This is a genomic window from Butyricimonas sp. Marseille-P2440 (assembly GCF_900091675.1).
Classification (GTDB): domain Bacteria; phylum Bacteroidota; class Bacteroidia; order Bacteroidales; family Marinifilaceae; genus Butyricimonas; species Butyricimonas synergistica.
The window spans coordinates 316,900-336,937 of sequence record NZ_LT594607.1; the positions used below are offsets into that span (position 1 = coordinate 316,900).

Sequence of the window (20,038 nt, forward strand, 5' to 3'; positions counted from 1 at the left end):
TCTCTCCCCTTAAAAATTTATATTCAAACCGAAAACATAAGTTGTCACTTGTTCCTGCGCGCGAGTTCCCTCGTTAGCATTGAAAGCCTCCGGGTCGATCCCCTCTTTATTCTTTGCCCAATAGAACGGGTTGTTCACTTGGGCACGCACGTTCACGTTCTTCAACTTCAACATACGCGTCCACTCTTGCGGCAAGGTATAAGAAAGCCCGATATTGCGGCACTTGATAAATGAAGCGCTCAACACGTGCATGTCGGCATACTTCCAGTGCATCTCACGGTCTATCGCCAACCCGTTCGGTCCCATAGACGGCACATCCGTGTTCGTATTCTCCGGAGTCCAGCGTTTCGCTATATCTTTATGCATATACCCCGTGATGTCACTATAAATAGAATACAACTTCGGCACATCATTACGCAACGAGTGACCTAAATAATACACGAATTTCGCATTCAACTGCAAAGACTTCCACCTCAAATTCAACCCTAAAGCCCCGTTCCATTTCGGAGCCAATTGTCCTTTCGCCACCAAAGCCCGAATGTCATCCACAGCGGTATTCGACCGCACCTCGCCATTCTCGTCATACACCGAGGGATCGCCCGTTTCTGTCAATCCCGCATACCGATACGCGTACACCGTCCCGTAAGTATCTCCCTCCAAATAATAGGAATACGGGGATTTCAACATGTAATCCGCGGCAGTCGGCGTGTAACCGACCTTCTTGATCTTATTCTTATTATATGCAGCTGTAAACATCGTGTTCAACGACCAGTCTTTCTTTTTCAACCAATCATAAGACAAACTCAGCTCCACACCCGTGTTCTTCATCTCCCCGTTATTCACGGTCGCTTCCGAGAAACCGTAAGACGGATCCAGGGACTTCTTCGCCAACAAATCGGAACTATATCTCCGGTACACGTCTAACGAACCGTTCAACCGTGCAAAGAACGAGAAATCAATCCCGACATTTAAAGACGATGTCTTCTCCCAGCGCAACAACTTGTTCGGAGCCACAAGAATATCCGTAATGTTCCCGTTACTCCAGGGAGAATTCAAATACACACCCAACAAATAAGGAGAAGAATTCTGATCCACGTTACCCGTGATTCCATACGTCAGGCGCAACTTCAACAAATCAAGGTAATCGGCATCCCGCAAGAAAGACTCGCCCGACACGTTCCAACTAGCGCCCAACGACCACAAAGGCCTATACCGGTATTTCGGGTCCGTACCGAAAAGGTCTGCCTGGTCCACGCGAATACTTCCGTTCAGCGTGTAACGTCCCAGGTAAGTATAACCGGCATTAGCATAAGCCGACACGTAACGATGCTTAGTATCACCATTCAAAATAAACTCGCTTTTCTTTCTCGGTGTAGCGCTATTCAACTGTCCGATCACCCCGTTTTGGGTCAAAGTCAACCAATCCACCTGCGCGGCAGTCAACTTGTCTTTATCATACCCGTACACCTCGCTCCCGGACGAACGCCAATGATCTTGTCGCACCTCGCCACCGACCAACACCGTGATATCATGGTCTTCACCTATCGTGGTCTGGTAATTCGCCTGTACCCGGAAATTATAAAACTCGTTCCGGTTGCTCTCTTTTCTGATATGTCCCCCATCCGGAATATTATACACGAAATTATTATACATGTTCTTGGTGGCAAACTCGTTGATCGTCTTACGCATCATGTAAGAATCCTGCTCGTCGTACCGGTCTTTATCCGTGTAACTTCTCTCGTACTGGAACTTCATACCTAAATCCAACCCCTTCACGATCTTGAAATCCGCGTGAGTGAACAACTTTAAATAAGTATCCCTCGTGGTTTGCATATTTTGGGTAGACGCCTCCAGCTCGTTGTATCCCATGAACTTCAATCCTTCCGTTTCATTTATATCCTGTGACAAATAATAATTGTGAAAATAATGGTACACCATATTCCCGTCATCATCTTTCAACCGCTCGTAAGGCATAATCTCGTCCGAACGATCCACACCCAAATCATCCACCGACACGGATTGTTTCGTCCGGGTGAAATAAGCATTGGCACCATAAGTCAACCGGAACCACTTCGCCAAATCCATTTCGCTCTTCAAGTAAACACTAAACCGCTTGCTATCTGAACTTTTGGCATACTGCCCGTAATCTTGGTAACGGAACGACACGAATAAATTGGAGTTCTCCCCTCCCCGGGCTATCGACAAATTGTAATCCTGCGTCACTGCCGTTTCCAACAACGCTTTCCGCCTCTCCTTTCGATAATCGTATTTGCGCATTTCATCCAACTTTTGCTCCAACTGCGCTTCGGTCAGATTTCCCAAAGACATCTCGTAATACAACTGCTCCACTCCCGTCAACCGGCTCGGGGTCGTCGGGTCATTCTTACTCGCAAAATAATCGGCAGGATTACTCTTGTGAGTAGGATCGCTCAACAGAAAGTCCCGCTCGAAATCAATAATATCGCCGGTAGACGCGTAATCCTGATACCCGAAACTCGGGAGCGGATACACGTAAAATCCAGCAGAAACATTCACGTCCGTGGTCTTATCTTTTGCCCGTTTCGTCACGATCACGATCACGCCATTGGAAGCCCGCACTCCGTACAACGAGGTAGCGGCAGCATCTTTCAACACCGTGAGCGACTCGATATCATCCGGGTTAATCGCACTCAGGTCGACATTCGCCACCTGCCCATCCACCACCACCAGCGGAGTGGAAGACACCGCGAAAGACGACCGCCCGCGAATAGACATGATCCCCCCGTAATTCATCAATCCCGGGGCAATACCTTCCAGCTTCGTCATCAAATCGGTAGATTGCACCTGTCCCAATTTCTTGGAATTAACGATCACTGCCGAACCGGTCGACCTCTCCCGCGAAATCGTCTGGTAACCCGTGGCAACCACCTCCCCCAACATCTCGGCTTCCTCCTCCATCACCACGTCCAACGCCTTGTCCGCATCTGCAATCACTTCTTTCGTCTTCATTCCCACGAAAGAAAATACTAGCGTCACGTTGCGTTCCTTCACCCGCAACTCGAAACGTCCATCGGCATCGGTAGCCATACCCGTGGTTGTACCCTTCACGACAACGGTCACCCCCGGCAATGGCACACCCTGCTCATCCTTCACGACACCTTTCACCCGCAATTCCTCGTCCTTCCGGGCGTCCTCTTTATACGAGATCACAAAAAACTCGCCCTCGCGATTATACTTGAAAGGCTTATCCTTCAACAAAATATTCAGGCATGCCTCCACGTTCGCCCCATGCAACCTGGCAGTCACCTTATAGCGGTTCAAATCATCGTAATTAAAAATAAATTTACAACCGGAAGCCTCACTTAATTCCTTCAACGCCTGGGACAAAGACACCTCCTCGAAAGTCAGGTTCACCTCCCTATTTTGTGACGCAACTGACGCCACACTCGTGAAAATACACAAGGCCAACACGAATTGAACAAACATAATCTTCTTGATGATCCCGCCAATCCCGCGATTGCCAGAACCACTACCGTTCCATTTTTTCATCATAGGTAAGAATTAATTTAGGTTTCTATAATCCTGTTTTTGAAATAATTACACAATCATTTACCCCTCTCGGACACGATCAAAGTGCGTCCGTCCAATCTCACGCTCACCCGGTTGGTTTTCGTCAACAAGCCCATGATCACACCGATGTCGCTATCCCTGCCGGACCAAAGTTCAAACCTGAGATCCTTCACGCCACTACCAACATACACGACATCAAAATCATACCACCGCTTCAAATCGTTCACGATCACCTCCAAGCGTTCATTCTCGTAATAGAAATACCCCTCCTTCCAGGCGATATATTTATGCACATTCACCTTCTCGATCAAGGGAACCGCCCCCGCCTCCAGGTGAGCGTTCTGTCCCGGAGTCAAAGCATACTCCGAATCATCACTCGCCCGCTTCACGGCAACCTTCCCCTCCACCAGCGTCACATCCACCTTGTTGTCCGCATACGCCTTCACGTTGAACTCCGTGCCATACACCTTCGTCCGCACGCCCGACGCCACCACAATAAAAGGCTGGCGTTCGTCACGCGTCACGGAAAAATACCCCTCGCCCTTCAATTCCACCACTCGCCGCTCGCCCGTGAACACCGTGGGATACCTCAACTCGGACTCCGAATTCAACCACACTTCCGTCCCGTCGCTCAACACAATCCGATACTCTCCCCCTTTCGGGACTCTCAGCGTGTGGTAACGCACCTCGCCAACCTCCGTACCCGAGTACCTCACACCCCGCGTACTGTCGTCCGTCACGTCGACACCCCCTTCCTCCATAACCCGCATACCGGATGACATTCCCAGAACAATTTCCCGTCCCGTTTCCGTGACCAGCACTGCCTGATTCTTTCCCGGCACCACGGCAGACCGCATTCCTACAATCACCTCCCGCCCGCTTTCACGCGACGGCATCTCGTTCATCAACCACCAACCGCTCGCGACAAGGATCACCACAACTGCCACCGCAGCAGTCCAACGATACAACACACGAGTCGGTGACGTCATTCTTCTCTTGAATTTCTCGAATTCACTCCTTACATCCACGGAATCGCCCACCTCCAACTTCAACCCCGCTTCCAGGTAAAGACGACACTCCTCGTACAACTTTTTGTTCTCCGCATGGCTCAACCATTCCCGAACATACTCATCTTGCAATAATTCCGGATGATTGAGTACATTCAAGACAAATTCCAGTTGATCATTCTTCTCGTTCACTTTCATTTTTGTGCTTTTATATATAACACGTGAAGCACCCCGAATGATGTGGGTTAAAAACTAGATTTTTTTATTTTTTAACAAACAAAGCGTGTAACAACACGATTTCCTCACCCGTCAACTTCTCCCGTAACAGACTCATAGCCTTCGTTATATGCCACCTCACCGTGTTAATAGAAATATTTAACTCGTCCCCCGCCTCCTGATATTTTTTCTTTTCAAAAAAACACTTGCGAAATACTGCCGCCGTCTGCGCCGGCATATTCTCGATGACGCGCATTGCCTTCGCGAGCAACTCCTCGTGCTCCTCGTACTCCTCATCTGCCTCCGGCAAGGTTCGTTGGTACGCCAAAAACTTCTCCTTGGATTTCTCTCGTCGCAAAAAATCGAGCGACCGGGAACGGGTCAACGTGTATAACAAAGGACGTAATGAAGCAGAAGCATCCAGCCGCATAAAATTCTTCCACACGTACTCATACACGTCAGTGACAATATCCTTCGCCTCCTCCTCGTCCCGGACAAAACTCAAGGCATACACGTACAAATCTTTATAATAAGTATTGAACAAGTTTTCGAATGTGTCTTTTTTCTGTTTATTCATAATGCGACTTTTCCCGTTCAAAAATAACAATTCCGGCATTCAATTCCAAATCATACCCTTTTCTTCCCCAAGAACTAAAGATTCGGGTGGGTTGTAGGCGAGTTGTAGGCGGGTTGTAGGCGGCATCGCCTACTCTTAGCCTACAGTTCGCCTACAGTTCGCCCACGTTTTAACAAGAAATAAGAAAATTTAATTCCCTCGAGTACCACGCCTCCCGGGGCAATAACCACCCTATCGCATACCGACCAGCTCCCTATACCCGAGAATTACGGTCAATGCACCTCTAATTTAAAAGCAAAAGGCAATAGCTGGCTTGCCTTCACCAGCAGGGTGCGCTTCTTCCCGACAAGAATCACGTCGAAGTCCGCGTGATAACGCTCGATAATCTCGGACATGACTTGCCGGCAAGCCCCGCAAGGCGTAACGTACTCGTCAACCTCTACCCCTTTATCCCTGGCGGCAATAGCAATGGCAGCCACCCCGGTTTCGGGGTAAGCGGAACAGGCATAAAACAAAGCGGTACGCTCCGCACAAAGCCCGGAAGGATACGCTGCATTCTCTTGGTTCGAGCCGCAAACCACCTCCCCGTTATTCATCAACACGGCTGCCCCGACGGCAAAACCCGAGTACACGCAATAAGCATTTTCCGTGGCTTTCAAGGCAGCACGACACAATTCTTCGTACCCTCGCGGGTAAGATTCCCGGTACAGAAAGTAATCTATCTTGAATTCCGCTTTCTCCATTCTATTTTTTTTCGTAATTTTACCGCCAATATAAAACATTATCACGAATCATGAGCAAGATTTACGTCATTTTATTTCTTACTTTTACATGTGTCAACATATGCGGTGCATCTAACGATAGTCGAAAGGCATTCATCAAAAAATACAAATCCATCGCTATACAGGAGATGGATCGCACGGGGATTCCCGCCAGCATCAAGCTGGCTCAAGGCATACTGGAATCCGGCTGTGGCAATTCAAAGTTAGCGATAAACGCGAACAATCACTTCGGCATCAAATGCCACAACTGGAACGGCGCAAGCTTCATCATGGACGATGACAGCCGGAACGAATGTTTCCGCAAATACAGGAACCCGGAAGAATCATGGGTCGACCATAGCGAATTTCTGGTATCCCGCCCCCGGTACGCATCCTTGTTCAAACTTTCCAAGACGGACTACAAGGGTTGGGCAAAAGGTTTGAAGAAAGCGGGCTACGCCACGGCACCCGATTACGCGCAGAAATTAATCAAGATCATCGAAGAAGAGGAACTATACCAATTCGACAAACCCGGGAAAAGGAATCACAAAATCCCCAACGAATTGAATTACAAACTCGGCGATACCCAAAACTATCAAAGCCGGGTAGTCTATATCAATAATATTCCCAGCATCAAGGTGAAAAAGGGTGACACTTTTGAAGGCATCGCCCAGTATTTCGGGATTCCCTTGAAACGACTTTTGGCTTACAATGATAAAAACGAACTCTCCATACGCGAAGGGATGCACGTTTTCTTGAAAAACAAGAAGAACAAAGCCCCCAAGGGATACACCTTCCACAAGTGTCGCCCGGGGGACACGATGTACATGATCTCCCAGATATACGGGATCAAACTGGCAAAACTATTGCAATACAATTACATGGAGAACGGTGATAAGCCCCAACCCGGAGAAATGATCTCTCTAAGAGGGGCAGCACAATTATATTGAAAGGAACTCTAAATAATGAAAAACACGAACGAATCATTCTTGAAACCCAACACGCTATTCGGCGGGCTGATCGGTGCCAGTTTTATTGTCGCTTCCCTGCTCTTCGTGTGCGCGGGGAAAGGCATCGTGGCAAACCCGCAATTCAACAATATCACCATGATGTTGACCATATTCGGCATATTCATCGGGGTGAAAAAATACAGGGACGACCACCTCTCCGGCATCATCTCTTACGGGAAAGCCCTGTCTACCGGGATATACATCCTTGCCATCGCAGCACTGTGCAATGCCGTCTACACGTTTATCCTTTACTCCGCGGACGCGGAATTGTTAGCCATGTACAAAAAGGTTACACTCACGATCTTGAACGAGGTGTACAAAAACATGAATTTGCAAGAATTACTCAATAACAAATTAACTGAAATATTCTTTTCGCCCATCGTGATCGCGGTCGGTGAAATGTTCAATCGAATATTCATCGGGGCTGCCTTCACCCTCTTTATTGCCGGACTGGTAAAAAGAAAAACACCCCCGATTAACCCTCAACAATTCTAATCATGGATATATCTGTTGTTGTCCCGTTATATAATGAAGAAGAATCGCTACCGGAACTAGCGGCATGGATCAACCGGGTGATGGAAACCCACCATTTCACCTATGAGATTATCATGGTTGACGATGGCAGCAATGATTCTTCCTGGAAAGTGATTGAAAAACTTTCCGCCAAAGACAATCGAATACGGGGGATTAAATTCCGCCGCAATTACGGGAAATCAGCCGCCTTGCATTGCGGATTCGAGGATGCCCAAGGCGACGTGGTCATTACCATGGACGCCGACTTGCAGGACAGCCCGGACGAGATACCGGAACTCTACCGGATGGTTACGGACGAAGACTACGACCTCGTGTCCGGGTGGAAACAAAAGAGATATGACCCCATCACCAAAACCGTTCCCACGAAACTCTTTAACGCCACAGCCCGACGCTTCTCGGGAATCAAGCTGCACGACTTCAATTGCGGGTTGAAAGCGTATAAATGTGCCGTGGTCAAAAATATCGAAGTTTACGGGGAAATGCACCGCTACATACCGATACTGGCGAAACAAGCCGGATTTACCCGTATCGGGGAGAAGGTGGTACACCATCAGGCGCGTAAATACGGGGTTACCAAATTCGGGTTGAACCGTTTTATTAACGGATTCCTGGATCTGCTTTCCGTGACCTTTATCACGCGTTTCGCCAAAAAGCCCATGCATTTGTTCGGGGCGCTGGGGACATTGCTGTTCATCATCGGCTTTTGCTCCGCCGCGTGGATTGGCATCGAAAAATTAATTGCCCTTGCCGACGGGCTTCGGGCATCCCTGGTAGCGAACAACCCTTATTTCTATATCGCTCTGACTTGTATGATTATAGGGACACAACTCTTCCTAGCCGGATTCCTGGCGGAATTGGTTTCCCGGAGTGCCAGCGACAGGAACGTGTACAGAATTGAGAAAAAAATTTAAAGATTTTCCATATTTTATTTTACCTTTGAGCGTTTGTGTGCAAAATCAACTTTTTTAAATAAATAATTATGGTAGAAAAAATTCAACAAACTCTTAGAGATTCGGCAGCCATGCGCTGGATGGTTCTCTTGCTTCTAGCTTTTGCCATGTTCTGTTCTTATATCTTTATGGACATTTTATCGCCCATCAAAGACTTAATGCAGTCCACCCGGGGGTGGGACTCTACTGCATTCGGAACAATGCAAGGATCGGAAACATTTCTGAATGTCTTCATCTTCTTCCTCATTTTCGCAGGAATCATCCTTGACAAAATGGGGGTTCGTTTCACGGCAATCCTTTCCGGTGTCGTGATGTTGGTTGGCGCCACCATTAACTGGTACGCCGTGACCGAAAGCTTTCAAGGCAGCGGATTAGACACTTGGTTTACCAACAACTTGAATTACATCCCCGGTTTTGACGAATTGGGCATCTCGCCTTTCTACAAAGGAATGCCCGCATCAGCTAAATTCGCGGCGGTAGGCTTCATGATCTTCGGGTGTGGTGTTGAAATGGCAGGTATCACGGTTTCACGCGGGATCGTGAAATGGTTTAAAGGTCGTGAGATGGCTCTAGCCATGGGATCTGAAATGGCATTAGCCCGTTTGGGAGTAGCCTCCTGTATGATCTTCTCGCCGGTATTCGCCAAATTGGGCGGCAACATCGATGTTTCCCGTTCAGTAGCTTTCGGTGTTATTTTGTTGCTCGTTGCGCTTATCATGTTCATCGTCTATTTCTTCATGGATAAAAGACTTGATGCACAAACCGGAGAAGCTGAAGAGAAAGATGATCCATTTAAAATCAGCGACTTGGGCAAAATCATGTCCAGTATGGGCTTCTGGTTGGTAGCTTTACTTTGTGTACTTTACTATTCAGCCATTTTCCCCTTCCAGAAATATGCCGTAAATATGTTGCAATGTAACCTGACTTTCACCTCGGTTGATCCCGATTCATTCTGGGCGACGAACACGGTGACGGTAATCCAGTATTGTATAATGCTTGTCGTTGCTGCCGCAGCTTTTGCCAGCAACTTCTCGAAAAGCAAAGGCATGAAATATGGTTTACTAGCATTAGCCGTCGTATCATTGATTATATTCTGTTACATGGGCTATATGCGCCAAAGTGCGGAAACCATATTCGCAGTATTCCCGTTGTTGGCTGTAGGTATCACTCCTATCTTGGGTAATTACGTGGACCACAAAGGTAAGGCTGCCTCCATGCTTATCATGGGTTCCGTATTGCTTATTCTTTGCCATCTTACTTTCGCCTTTGTTTTGCCGGCGTTCAGAGGGGATGCCATTGGAGGAGTTATCGTAGCCTATATCACGATTCTCGTTCTCGGTGCAAGTTTCTCCCTAGTTCCTGCCTCTCTTTGGCCTAGCGTGCCGAAACTGGTGGATGCTAAAATTATCGGTAGCGCCTACGCGTTGATCTTCTGGGTACAAAATATCGGGTTGTGGTTATTCCCCTTGCTCATCGGTAAAGTTTTGGATAACACAAACCCTCAACTAGTAGCCGATTTGCAAAGCGGTAAAATCACGCCTGAACAAGCCGCTATTTCTTACAACTACACTGCCCCGCTGGTGATGTTGGCTTGCTTGGGTGGAGCAGCCCTGATTTTGGGATTCGTGCTCAAAGCAGTAGACAAGAAGAAAGGTCTTGGATTGGAATTACCGAATATCCAAAAATAAACGAATTATCTTAAATCATATAAAGCCTTCGTCCTTACCGGCGAAGGCTTTTTTATTCTCTTCCCGGAAAGCTATCCAACTATTTTCTTAAATTTGCATCAATAAAAAGTAAACACATAACTTATTATCGATCATGGAAAATAGAATTACGAAACTTTTCAATATAAAATACCCGATCGTTCAAGGGGGTATGGTATGGTGCAGCGGATGGCGATTAGCTGCCGCTGTTAGTAATGAAGGCGGATTGGGACTTTTGGGTGCCGGATCGATGCACCCGGAAACTCTCGTGGAGCATATCCACAAGATGAAACAGGCTACCGACAAACCGTGGGGAATAAATGTGCCCTTACTCTACCCGGAAATAGACCGACTCATGGAAATCATCATCAACGAAGGCGTGAAAATCGTATTCACCTCCGCGGGAAGCCCCAAGAAATGGACTTCCCTGTTGAAATCACACGGCATCACGGTGGTACACGTGATTAGCAGTGCCCTGTTCGCCAAGAAATGTGAAGAAGCCGGAGTAGACGCTGTCGTTGCCGAAGGATTCGAGGCGGGAGGACACAACGGGCGGGAAGAAACAACCACCTTGACATTGATCCCGAACGTGGCAGAATCGACATCGTTACCCGTGATCGCGGCAGGAGGTATCGCCTCGGGAAAAGCGATAGCAGCAGCCATGGCATTAGGAGCCGAGGGAGTACAAATCGGGACTCTATTCGCTATTGCCGCGGAATCATCCGCCCACCCGGCATTCAAACAACGAGTGATTGACACGGACGAAGGCGGCACGATGCTGGCATTAAAGAAACTAGCCCCCACCCGACTCATTAAGAATGAATTCTTTGAACAAGTGAAAACATTGGAAGACGCCGGAGCCAACGCCGCACAATTAACCCAACTACTCGGGAAAGGCAGGGCTAAAAAAGGTATATTTGAAGGAGATATGGTAGAAGGAGAACTTGAAATAGGACAAATTGCCTCTATGCTTCACAAGGAAAAAACAGTTGCCGAGATGATACGCAACCTTATTGCCGATTTCAACGATACCATGGAAAAATTTGAAAATGTAAAAATGTAAAGATGATAAAATACACCCGCCATACCCTGGATAACGGCTTAACCGTTATTTGCAACACGGACACGAGTACCCCTTTCGTATCCGTGAATATTCTCTATAAAGTGGGGGCAAAAAACGAGGATCCAAAACGAACCGGATTCGCGCATCTTTTTGAACACCTGATGTTCGGGGGCTCAAAGCATATCCCGAATTACGACTACCACGTGCAGAAAGCCGGAGGGGACAACAACGCATTCACGAACAATGACTACACGAATTATTATATCACGATCCCGGCTTCCAATATCGAAACCGCCTTATGGTTGGAATCCGACCGAATGATGGCACTTGATTTCTCGCAGAAGTCACTTGACGTGCAAAGAAACGTGGTGATCGAAGAGTTCAAACAACGGTATTTCAACAACCCTTACGGAGATCTCTGGTTAAAACTCCGCCCACTGGCATACAAGGTACACCCGTACCAATGGCCCACAATCGGTAAAAACATCGACCACATCGCTGGAGCCACACTTGAAGAAGTGAAAGATTTCTTTCATCGTTTCTACGCTCCCGATAACGCAATTCTTAGTATTAGCGGGAATATCACGGATGAAAAAGCGCTGGAACTGGTGAAGAAATGGTTTGGGGACATCGCTCCTGCCAATTACACGAGGCAAGCCGTACCCGTCGAACCACGACAAACCGAGGAACGCCGCCTGGTCAGCGAGCACAACAAGGTCCCCGCTGACGCCATTTATAAAGTCTACCATATGGGCGACCGCCGTTCCGACAATTTCTACGCTTGTGATATCATATCGGATATCCTGTCGAACGGTCAATCCTCCCGTTTGTATATTAACCTGATTAAAAACGGGAAATTATTCTCCGAGATTGATGCCTACATCACCGGGGATATGGATCCCGGACTATTTGTTTTCTCCGGAAAACTATCCGAAGGCGTGGCAATCGAGAAAGCCGAAGCCGCTATACAAAGCGAAATCAATCATTTTATCGAAGACCCGATCACCGAACGGGAATTGCAAAAAGTGATTAACAAAACAGATGCCCGCATCTCGTACAGCGAAATCAATTACCAGAATAAATCGGCAAACCTCGCTTTCTTTGACTACCTCGGGGACATCGAACTGATTAACTCGGAGAGCAAGCGGTATCAAGTACCATTGGACACGTTAAAGCAAACAGCAAAAGAACTGTTCTCGATCGACAATTGCTCCACGTTGTGGTATCTCAAAGAAAAATAACATTAGCGCATTTATCATGAATAGAAATATAGAACCGCCTATTACCGAAATATCCCGCCCGACATTGTGGGAACACCGGCAAACCAAACTCTCCAACGGGCTCGACATTGTGTACCTGCACGACCCGAACCAGGAAGTATTCAAAATTGACGTGATTGTCCCTACCGGAGGGTATTACCAACCCCAACCGATCGTGGCATCCTCCATGCTAAGTATGCTTAACGAGGGAACTCGGTTACACTCGTCTACCGAAATTGCAGAACTTTTCGATTACCACGGGGCATACGTGGATTTCAATTGCGGTATGCACAAATCGGAAATCAACATGATTTCCTTGAACAAGTATGCCAGAGAAACGATTCGTATGGTGGCAGAAATGGTACTCGAAAGTATCTTCCCGCGAAAAGAACTGGAAATTTACATTCGCAACAGGAAGCAACAGCATTTGGTAAATATCGAGAAGACAGCTTATCTGGCACGCATGGAATTTATTTATCGCCTTTACGGGGATACACACCCTTATGCCAATCGCTTCACGCTCGAAGATTTTGACCGGGTCACACCCGACATATTGATGAAGTACTATAAAGAACGCTTTCAAGCATCCCATTGCCGCATCATGCTTTGCGGTAATATCAACGATACCGTTATCCGGGAGGTCAGCGAGGCTTTCGCACCCATGAGCAATCTTCCCTTGCCGGATACACAGCTATTTGATATACATCCTTACGCCCCGGGGAGATACCATGTAACGAAACCCGACGCCGTACAAACAAGCATCCGCATCGGCAAAGCGGGCGTTTCATTGCTTGACGAGGATTACACGAACTTCCAGTTGCTCAACATGGTGCTAGGCGGTTATTTCGGTTCCCGGTTAATGTCGAATATCCGCGAAGAGAAAGGCTATACTTATGGTATCGGTTCTTACAACGTCACCATGCCATTAGCCGCCTACTGGATGATTGCCACGGATGTCAATGCCGATCAAGCCGAAGCAACCATCGAAGAGTGCATGAAAGAAATCCGACGCCTCCAAACAGAACCTGTCCCGGAAGAAGAATTGCATCTCGTGAAAAGCTATTTCAACGGGGAACTATTGCGGGAACTTGATGGAGCTTTCGCCCAGTCGGATGCCTTGAAACACAAACTCAATTACGGGATCGACAACACGTTTTACCTTCGCACCATCGATCGCATCCGTACCTGCACGGCAGAGGACATCATGCGTATGGCAAACAAGTATCTCCAACCGGAAGATATGTATATCGTCACAGCGGGAAAATAAAAAAAAGAGGCTGAAAATTGTCTTTACAATCGAACAGCCTCTTCTATATAAATTCATTATTGTAACCGGAAATTAATCGGTACCGTATACGATACTCTCACCGGTTCTCCTCTTTGCGTTCCCGGAATCCATTTAGGCATATTTTCCACAACTCTTATTGCTTCCTTATCCAATAACTGATGAACAGAACGAAGAACTTTCACATTTGTGATTGTTCCATCTTTTTCCACAATAAACTGAACAGTTACACGCCCTTGAATTTTTTCTTTTTGTGCCTTCTCAGGATAATTTACATTTTTTCCCAAGTATATATTCAAATCTCCCGGAAATTTCGGCATACCTTCCACGACTTGAAAAACATCATCATAATTCTTTGCCGTAGTAGTATCTAATGAATCATAAACGGCATTATTCATCTTTATAATTAACTTTTTCTCGTCCTTCACTTCACAAAGCACTCCTCGTTTCCCGACATAAGAAAAATACAATTCTGCACCCGGTTCTACCGTAATGGTAAACTCTCCTTTTTCATTTGTAAACGTTCCGATATTCGTTTCACGAATAACCACGATCGCATTTTTCAAAGGCTTATTACCGTGATCTACCACAATTCCTTTCACTGTAATAGAATCTTTCCCTATCATGCTCGAATATTCCTGGTTCAGTTGCACAATGGCCTGAACGTTACTGGATAAAACAAGTAATCCTACTACTGGAAATAGCAAAGCATACTTGAATAATCCCATCTTTGATGTCCTTTTTTTATTCATCATCATAATACGTTTTTTTAAAGGTGTCACGTTGAATTTATTAACTATTTGAGCTGCAGCCGAAGTACAAGTGAGGCGGAGAAGATGATACTGGTATGCTTTCCGGTCAAACCCGGCAGCCACTACCCGTTTATCCGCCAAGAATTCCAAATCACGCCGAATCTCCCGTTTCAATAACCATACGGCGGGATTGATCCAAAACAGAGCACACAACAATTCGGAGAACATCACGTCCAAAGAATGACACTGGTCCACGTGTGTCTTCTCGTGAGCCAGAATCTCCTGCAAATCATGTGATTCATACAAGGTCGGATTAATAAATATCCACTTAAAAAAAGAGAATGGAGTTGTATGATCCGGCAAAGCAATAACGGGAAGTGAATAACAAACCACCCGTTTGCCCTTACGAATCAACCGGAATATAGAAAATAATTGTATAAAAATTCGGATTGCCAAAACACCCACAACCAAGCAATAGCACCAGCACAATACATCAACAACAGTAAATTGAAGGCTAGGTTTATCCGGCTTTACGGTAATCTCCGGCAAAAAGACCGTGGTATATTGAGAAACCGCCTCTTGAATAACCGCTTTCTGTTCCTCTCCGAAAGTAAAAGGAATTAACGGGTAGCACAATGACAAAAAAAGGATGGTCAGCAAGCACACCCGACGAATCGTGAAGAAAGTATCCCGGCTAAACAAGAGCCGATAGAAAAGATAAAACACGATAAACGCTAAATTTATCTTCACCAAGTAGATGAATGTATCGCTCGTGAACATGGCTTCATGTATTTCATTGTTTTTCGATCAACCTGATAATCTCTTGCAAATCCTCTGTCGAAATTTTTTGCTCCTTCGCAAAAAAAGTCACCATCTCTTTGTATGAATTCTCAAAATAGTTCCTCACGACCCCCGACATAAACTTTGTTTTATATTCGTTTTCGTCCACAAGAGGGATGTACTCGTAGATGTTCCCGTGTTTCTTACTTGTCAGAAATCCCTTTTTCTCCAAATTCTTAACGATAGAAGCAACTGTCGTGTAAGGCGGCTTCGGTTCTTCCATCCGATTCAAAAAATCTTTCACGACACCACTTTTCACTTGCCAGATAATCAGCATTACCTCTTCTTCCTGATATGTCAACTTTTCCATACGTTACTTATTTACGATTCTTTCGCAAATCTACGAAATCTTCGTAATACTCCAAATATTTCGTAAATAAAAATCACGTATTATTTTTAATACTCTACAAATCAAACCAAAATGAATAGCGAAAAATATTATTGCCACTCGTACGAAAGATTTCTATCCATCAATCTAATCGGAAACCGACTGGTATCGTGTAAGAAACTCTAACCCGTTTACCTCTCTGAATCCCGGGTATCCAGTTTGGCATATTTCTTATTACCCGAAGAGCTTCAACATCTAATAAAGGGCGAACCGAGCGAAGTACCTTCGCATTCGTTATACTTCCATTTGTTCCTATAATGAATTGCACATAAACCCTACCTATTTTTTGCTTCAGGGCTTCCGCCGGATATTTTACAGTTTTACGGAGACATCTATATCACTCCACTTTCACCCATTTCACGGCATCGGCATAAAGCATCTGTCCTGCAGCCAATCCATTGTCATGTAAAACAAGTTTTACATCGCCGGGAGCAAGAACATATTTACCGACCGGAATCCAGTATGAAAAAGATTCAGCCTTAGCTTTTTCTTCACCTCCATCAGCATAACGAATCGTAACATTTCTTTCTATTCCCTTGGGTTCAAGAAAAATATCGTCTTTTACTTCCCCATGATGAAACGTGTAATGATGTAATGGCTGATTAGCAAACCATACCGGATCATTCAGAGCCCATTGATAGTAAACAAACAACTCGTACATACCTCCTTCTTGAATAGAAGCACTCCATTCCAATTTTGCTTTCCCCCCTCCAGCTCCCTTGCAATAAAAACTTCGCACAACATCACCATAAGACTCCCGATCAATAAAAAGAGCCCAACGAGGCAAAGGAGGGGAATGCTTACTATATTTCCGCTTTTCTAAACTACGAGAAAATAATAATTGTTCCTCAAAAATCCGAAATCCGGGATCTTCATTATCCACGATAATTATTCCGGGAGGGGGTAAAAATAAAGAAGTATCTAACTCAAAAACACCTGTATCTTTTGATGACGGGAGGGGGCGTAACTGAGACTCAAATCCATAATCTCCAGGATAATTTCCCGAAAAAATATAAGATAATTTATAACCTCTCCCCATTATCCCAAAATAATTTCTGGCATCATTTATTACCATCGGTAACGTGTCCACGGGAATACAAATATCCATACCTTTACCCAAAGGGATGAAAATACTTTTAAAAATCCATTCTTTCCAGCCATTTTTAAGGTGAAAAACAAAAATCCGGTCAAAATCATGTTTGTTCTCTAAAAAAAATGAAGGACTAAATCCATCTTCTTGCCATAAAGAAACACAACCATCAAGATTTCCTTTATTCCAAATCTTAAAACTCAAATAAACAATTGTTTCCTCTCCCGAAGATGTAAAATAAGTATTCGGTTCTTGTATCACGAAACGAGGAATCCCTTTCTCATTATAACATTTATTCATCCACGGTAAAATATCGACTCTAATTGACTCATAAAAATCCTTACACAATGTTTCCCCATCGATATTTTGATAACGATATTTATCAACAAAACCAGACATAAAATTCGAGAGTGTGTCCCAAGTCGTTTGTGTCAATATATACTCTCGCAATTGTTCACTCTTCAATTGAATAATGACATCCATCATATCAAAGGCATCCGGATCACGGATAGCTTCCGCAAGACTGTTGCGAGATAAATACTCCAATGCCTCCATCTCATTTAAAACTCGTGATCGATCGTGACGCTTAAAACGGGGATCCCAATCAAAAGCTGAAATAATCCCGTTCATGAGGGGATAATCTTTAGACAGAATAGAAAACAATTCCTGGGGTATCTTTGGAAAACGAGCACGAAGAAAAGGACGAAATTTTTCAAAAAAGAACTCTTCTTCTATTTTTAACAAATTATCATACACTGTACTTTGAGCTAACATTTCATTGAAATTTACTCTTACCCGATCCTTCTTTTCCGGGAAAAAATAAACCTCAGGGCAAGCGTAATTGGATATTGATTTCCACGGTCGTTGGAAAGACATATAGCCTAAAGGATGTTCCACCAGTACCATTTTATCAAACGGGTATTTCTCACGGCTAACGGTCAATTGGGGGATAAATCTCCACACCCTTTCCACTCCCCATTTTTTACCTTCATCCGACACATCCTGAATTCCCTGTAAAAGAGCCTTACCTTTCGTGTAGTAGCACTCGAAACGCCCGGAATCCGACTCAATACACATCCTCTCCAAATCCCCACAGACAAGGGATATGCCAACAAGAGGAAGATCATTATAAAAACAAATCGTATCACCTTGTACATTCTTCTTTCCCTGGGAAATAACCATTTGTCCGAATGGATTAATTACTCTCAAAGTATATATCGTGTAATCCGAAACTGCCAAATAAGGTTGAGTCATATTGACGACAGGTGCAGAAGTCGGATACCACAAGACCTCCGGTGTTATCAAAGTATAATCGGAAGTCAAGTACATATAATGACGTCCCGGGTTAAGAAAGAAATCCATTCTATCCAAACGATAAAAATTATCATCGGGAATGTCCGGATAACAAATATCAGAGGTAAGAGCCCCCCCGTAGTCCATCTCTAAAACACATTTCTCTTTTGTACCTAACGAATAAGGAACCAGCACGATCTGCTCATGTCGCCGAAAAGAATAATTCTTTCCTGAAATCCGTAACCCCGAAACATTCAGCCCCGGATTCAGGTAAAATAACAATGTATCAATAGTTTTCTCGTTCATATTCTCGATCTCAAGCCGACTAGAGGCAAGATATCTGTCTTTTTCTTGTCGAAAAGTAATATCATGAGTTCGGACACTTACTTTAGGCAACGAGTCATAATACTTATAGATTTCCACATAATTTTTCCGTACCTTATTCATTTGATAAAAAGGATACAAAAACAACCATGTACACAAAACAATCATACCCCCGGCAATTATTCCTATTTTACCTGTCCGGGATGACAAAAAAAGAAAATTACTCGCCCTTGGATATTTTCTAATAATAAAAACGATACAACAAAATGAACACGATACAAACATAAGTCTTTGTACCAAATAACTCCCTAACGCCGGATGTCCCACGATAGCGGAAAAGGTATTCGGGATCCCTGCCGCCAAAAAATCAAATGCCCCATGCAAAAAATGAGGGAGCAAGAGTACAGTACCTCCCCAGAAAACAAACAAAAAGAATAAACTCAACGCCTGATTTTTTATATATACCCTCACGAGAATAGTGAAGGCTGCCACAAAAAGAGTAACAGGCAAAGTCAAGGTCAAAAAATAAAACACGTAATACCCAAAATTACATACAGCTTTACTTGCAAAGAGATTTATAGCCCAAGCAATACCTCCTATCACCACTGCTAGCATCAAAAAGAATTGTACCAATGCCAAAAATTTACCCAAGATATATTCGGCATTCCCTATCGGACGAGAAAAAAACACGTCATTCGTATTGTATTTAATATCCCGCTTCAGAAAATCTCCTCCAAGAAACAACAACGCAAAAGACTGAAACACACAAAACAAATAGGCATTCACGTAAGGCATTGCTGCTGGAATATCTACCTGAAAAGGAAACGTTCTCCAAATACTATGTGCGAACAAATGAAAAGCGGATATTCCGATAATCCCAACAAAACACAAAAGCATAAAAGTAAAACTCCGGTTTATCAATCTACGCTCGTAACAAGCAACTAGCAATATATCTTGAAAATCCATGGTTACGTTTTTAATTTTACAATTACAAAAAAAAACGAAATAAAACAACCTTCCTAGAAAATATTCAGTTGTAATTAATCCTCCTTAATCGCCCACAATTTCAAATCTATTAAATAATTATTCTCAAATAAAGGTGAGATCGGTGCACCCAATTCTATAAGAATAGGTGAAGTGCCCGGTGAGGGTGATGAGCGATAAGTCCCATCATCTAGATACGTCAATTCTACCGAAGCATTCACTGTCACGCTAAAACACACAGCAATGACAACAAACAATATCTTTTTAATTATCAATCCTCTTTCCATATTTTTTGTTATTAATGGTACTAATAATTGTTGTTCTATCTCGTTTATTATAAAACACGAAATACCTAATAGCATACTATCATACAAACAAAATATAATAATAATTAACACATTATATATACAAAACCATTTCCCCTCTTTCCCGTATACCCTCTCAAAACGG

15 protein-coding genes and 1 pseudogene are annotated in these 20,038 nt (G+C 44.6%); 7 read left to right on the forward strand and 9 right to left on the reverse strand.

The features are described from left to right. Window positions 1-9: 9 nt before the first annotated feature. From BN8899_RS02725 to cdd, 4 genes are all read right to left on the reverse strand, one after another. The gene (locus tag BN8899_RS02725; protein WP_082986878.1) at window positions 10-3,531 is read right to left on the reverse strand and encodes a SusC/RagA family TonB-linked outer membrane protein; all 3,522 of its coding nucleotides are present in this window, start codon (window positions 3,529-3,531) and stop codon (window positions 10-12) included. Window positions 3,532-3,584: 53 nt separating this feature from the next. Next, the gene (locus tag BN8899_RS02730) at window positions 3,585-4,754 is read right to left on the reverse strand and encodes a FecR family protein (protein WP_065218206.1); all 1,170 of its coding nucleotides are present in this window, start codon (window positions 4,752-4,754) and stop codon (window positions 3,585-3,587) included. A gap of 64 nt (window positions 4,755-4,818) precedes the next feature. Then, window positions 4,819-5,349 (reverse strand): RNA polymerase sigma-70 factor, encoded by a 531-nt coding sequence (locus BN8899_RS02735; protein WP_187376731.1) that lies wholly within the window; start codon window positions 5,347-5,349, stop codon window positions 4,819-4,821. Window positions 5,350-5,621: 272 nt separating this feature from the next. Next, on the reverse strand, window positions 5,622-6,092 hold the full coding sequence (gene cdd / locus BN8899_RS02740) for a cytidine deaminase (RefSeq protein WP_065218330.1): 471 nt from the start codon (window positions 6,090-6,092) through the stop codon (window positions 5,622-5,624). 50 nt (window positions 6,093-6,142) lie between these two features. Between cdd and BN8899_RS02745 the strand changes: the two genes are divergently transcribed. The 7 genes from BN8899_RS02745 to BN8899_RS02775 all read left to right on the forward strand — a co-directional run bounded on the left by BN8899_RS02745 (window position 6,143) and on the right by BN8899_RS02775 (window position 13,899). Then, the gene (locus BN8899_RS02745) at window positions 6,143-7,060 is read left to right on the forward strand and encodes a glucosaminidase domain-containing protein (protein WP_082986880.1); all 918 of its coding nucleotides are present in this window, start codon (window positions 6,143-6,145) and stop codon (window positions 7,058-7,060) included. Between the two features lie 15 nt (window positions 7,061-7,075). Continuing rightward, window positions 7,076-7,615 carry a DUF4199 domain-containing protein gene (locus BN8899_RS02750; protein WP_065218209.1) on the forward strand — a complete coding sequence of 180 codons (540 nt, stop codon included), beginning with the start codon at window positions 7,076-7,078 and terminating at the stop codon, window positions 7,613-7,615. 2 nt (window positions 7,616-7,617) lie between these two features. Further along, a complete protein-coding gene (locus BN8899_RS02755) occupies window positions 7,618-8,565 on the forward strand; it encodes a glycosyltransferase family 2 protein (RefSeq protein WP_065218210.1) in 948 nt (315 codons plus the stop codon). A gap of 68 nt (window positions 8,566-8,633) precedes the next feature. Next, the gene (locus BN8899_RS02760; RefSeq protein ID WP_018338406.1) at window positions 8,634-10,292 is read left to right on the forward strand and encodes an MFS transporter; all 1,659 of its coding nucleotides are present in this window, start codon (window positions 8,634-8,636) and stop codon (window positions 10,290-10,292) included. A gap of 133 nt (window positions 10,293-10,425) precedes the next feature. Further along, a complete protein-coding gene (locus BN8899_RS02765; protein WP_065218211.1) occupies window positions 10,426-11,373 on the forward strand; it encodes an NAD(P)H-dependent flavin oxidoreductase in 948 nt (315 codons plus the stop codon). Window positions 11,374-11,375: 2 nt separating this feature from the next. Then, on the forward strand, window positions 11,376-12,614 hold the full coding sequence (locus BN8899_RS02770) for a M16 family metallopeptidase (RefSeq protein ID WP_065218212.1): 1,239 nt from the start codon (window positions 11,376-11,378) through the stop codon (window positions 12,612-12,614). Between the two features lie 16 nt (window positions 12,615-12,630). After that, window positions 12,631-13,899 (forward strand): M16 family metallopeptidase, encoded by a 1,269-nt coding sequence (locus BN8899_RS02775; protein WP_065218213.1) that lies wholly within the window; start codon window positions 12,631-12,633, stop codon window positions 13,897-13,899. Window positions 13,900-13,955: 56 nt separating this feature from the next. On the opposite strand, the gene BN8899_RS02780 is transcribed toward BN8899_RS02775, so the two are convergent. The 5 genes and pseudogenes from BN8899_RS02780 to BN8899_RS02795 all read right to left on the reverse strand — a co-directional run bounded on the left by BN8899_RS02780 (window position 13,956) and on the right by BN8899_RS02795 (window position 19,875). Next, complete coding sequence (locus BN8899_RS02780; protein ID WP_065218214.1) at window positions 13,956-15,449, reverse strand: M56 family metallopeptidase; 1,494 nt, start codon at window positions 15,447-15,449, stop codon at window positions 13,956-13,958. A gap of 13 nt (window positions 15,450-15,462) precedes the next feature. Next, window positions 15,463-15,819 (reverse strand): BlaI/MecI/CopY family transcriptional regulator, encoded by a 357-nt coding sequence (locus tag BN8899_RS02785; RefSeq protein ID WP_018338401.1) that lies wholly within the window; start codon window positions 15,817-15,819, stop codon window positions 15,463-15,465. A 160-nt stretch (window positions 15,820-15,979) separates the two neighbouring features. After that, a pseudogene (locus BN8899_RS20315) lies at window positions 15,980-16,201 on the reverse strand (energy transducer TonB); the annotation flags it as partial. 33 nt (window positions 16,202-16,234) lie between these two features. Continuing rightward, a complete protein-coding gene (locus BN8899_RS02790) occupies window positions 16,235-19,570 on the reverse strand; it encodes an ABC transporter permease (protein WP_065218215.1) in 3,336 nt (1,111 codons plus the stop codon). A 74-nt stretch (window positions 19,571-19,644) separates the two neighbouring features. Continuing rightward, complete coding sequence (locus BN8899_RS02795) at window positions 19,645-19,875, reverse strand: hypothetical protein (RefSeq protein ID WP_065218216.1); 231 nt, start codon at window positions 19,873-19,875, stop codon at window positions 19,645-19,647. Window positions 19,876-20,038: the final 163 nt, after the last annotated feature.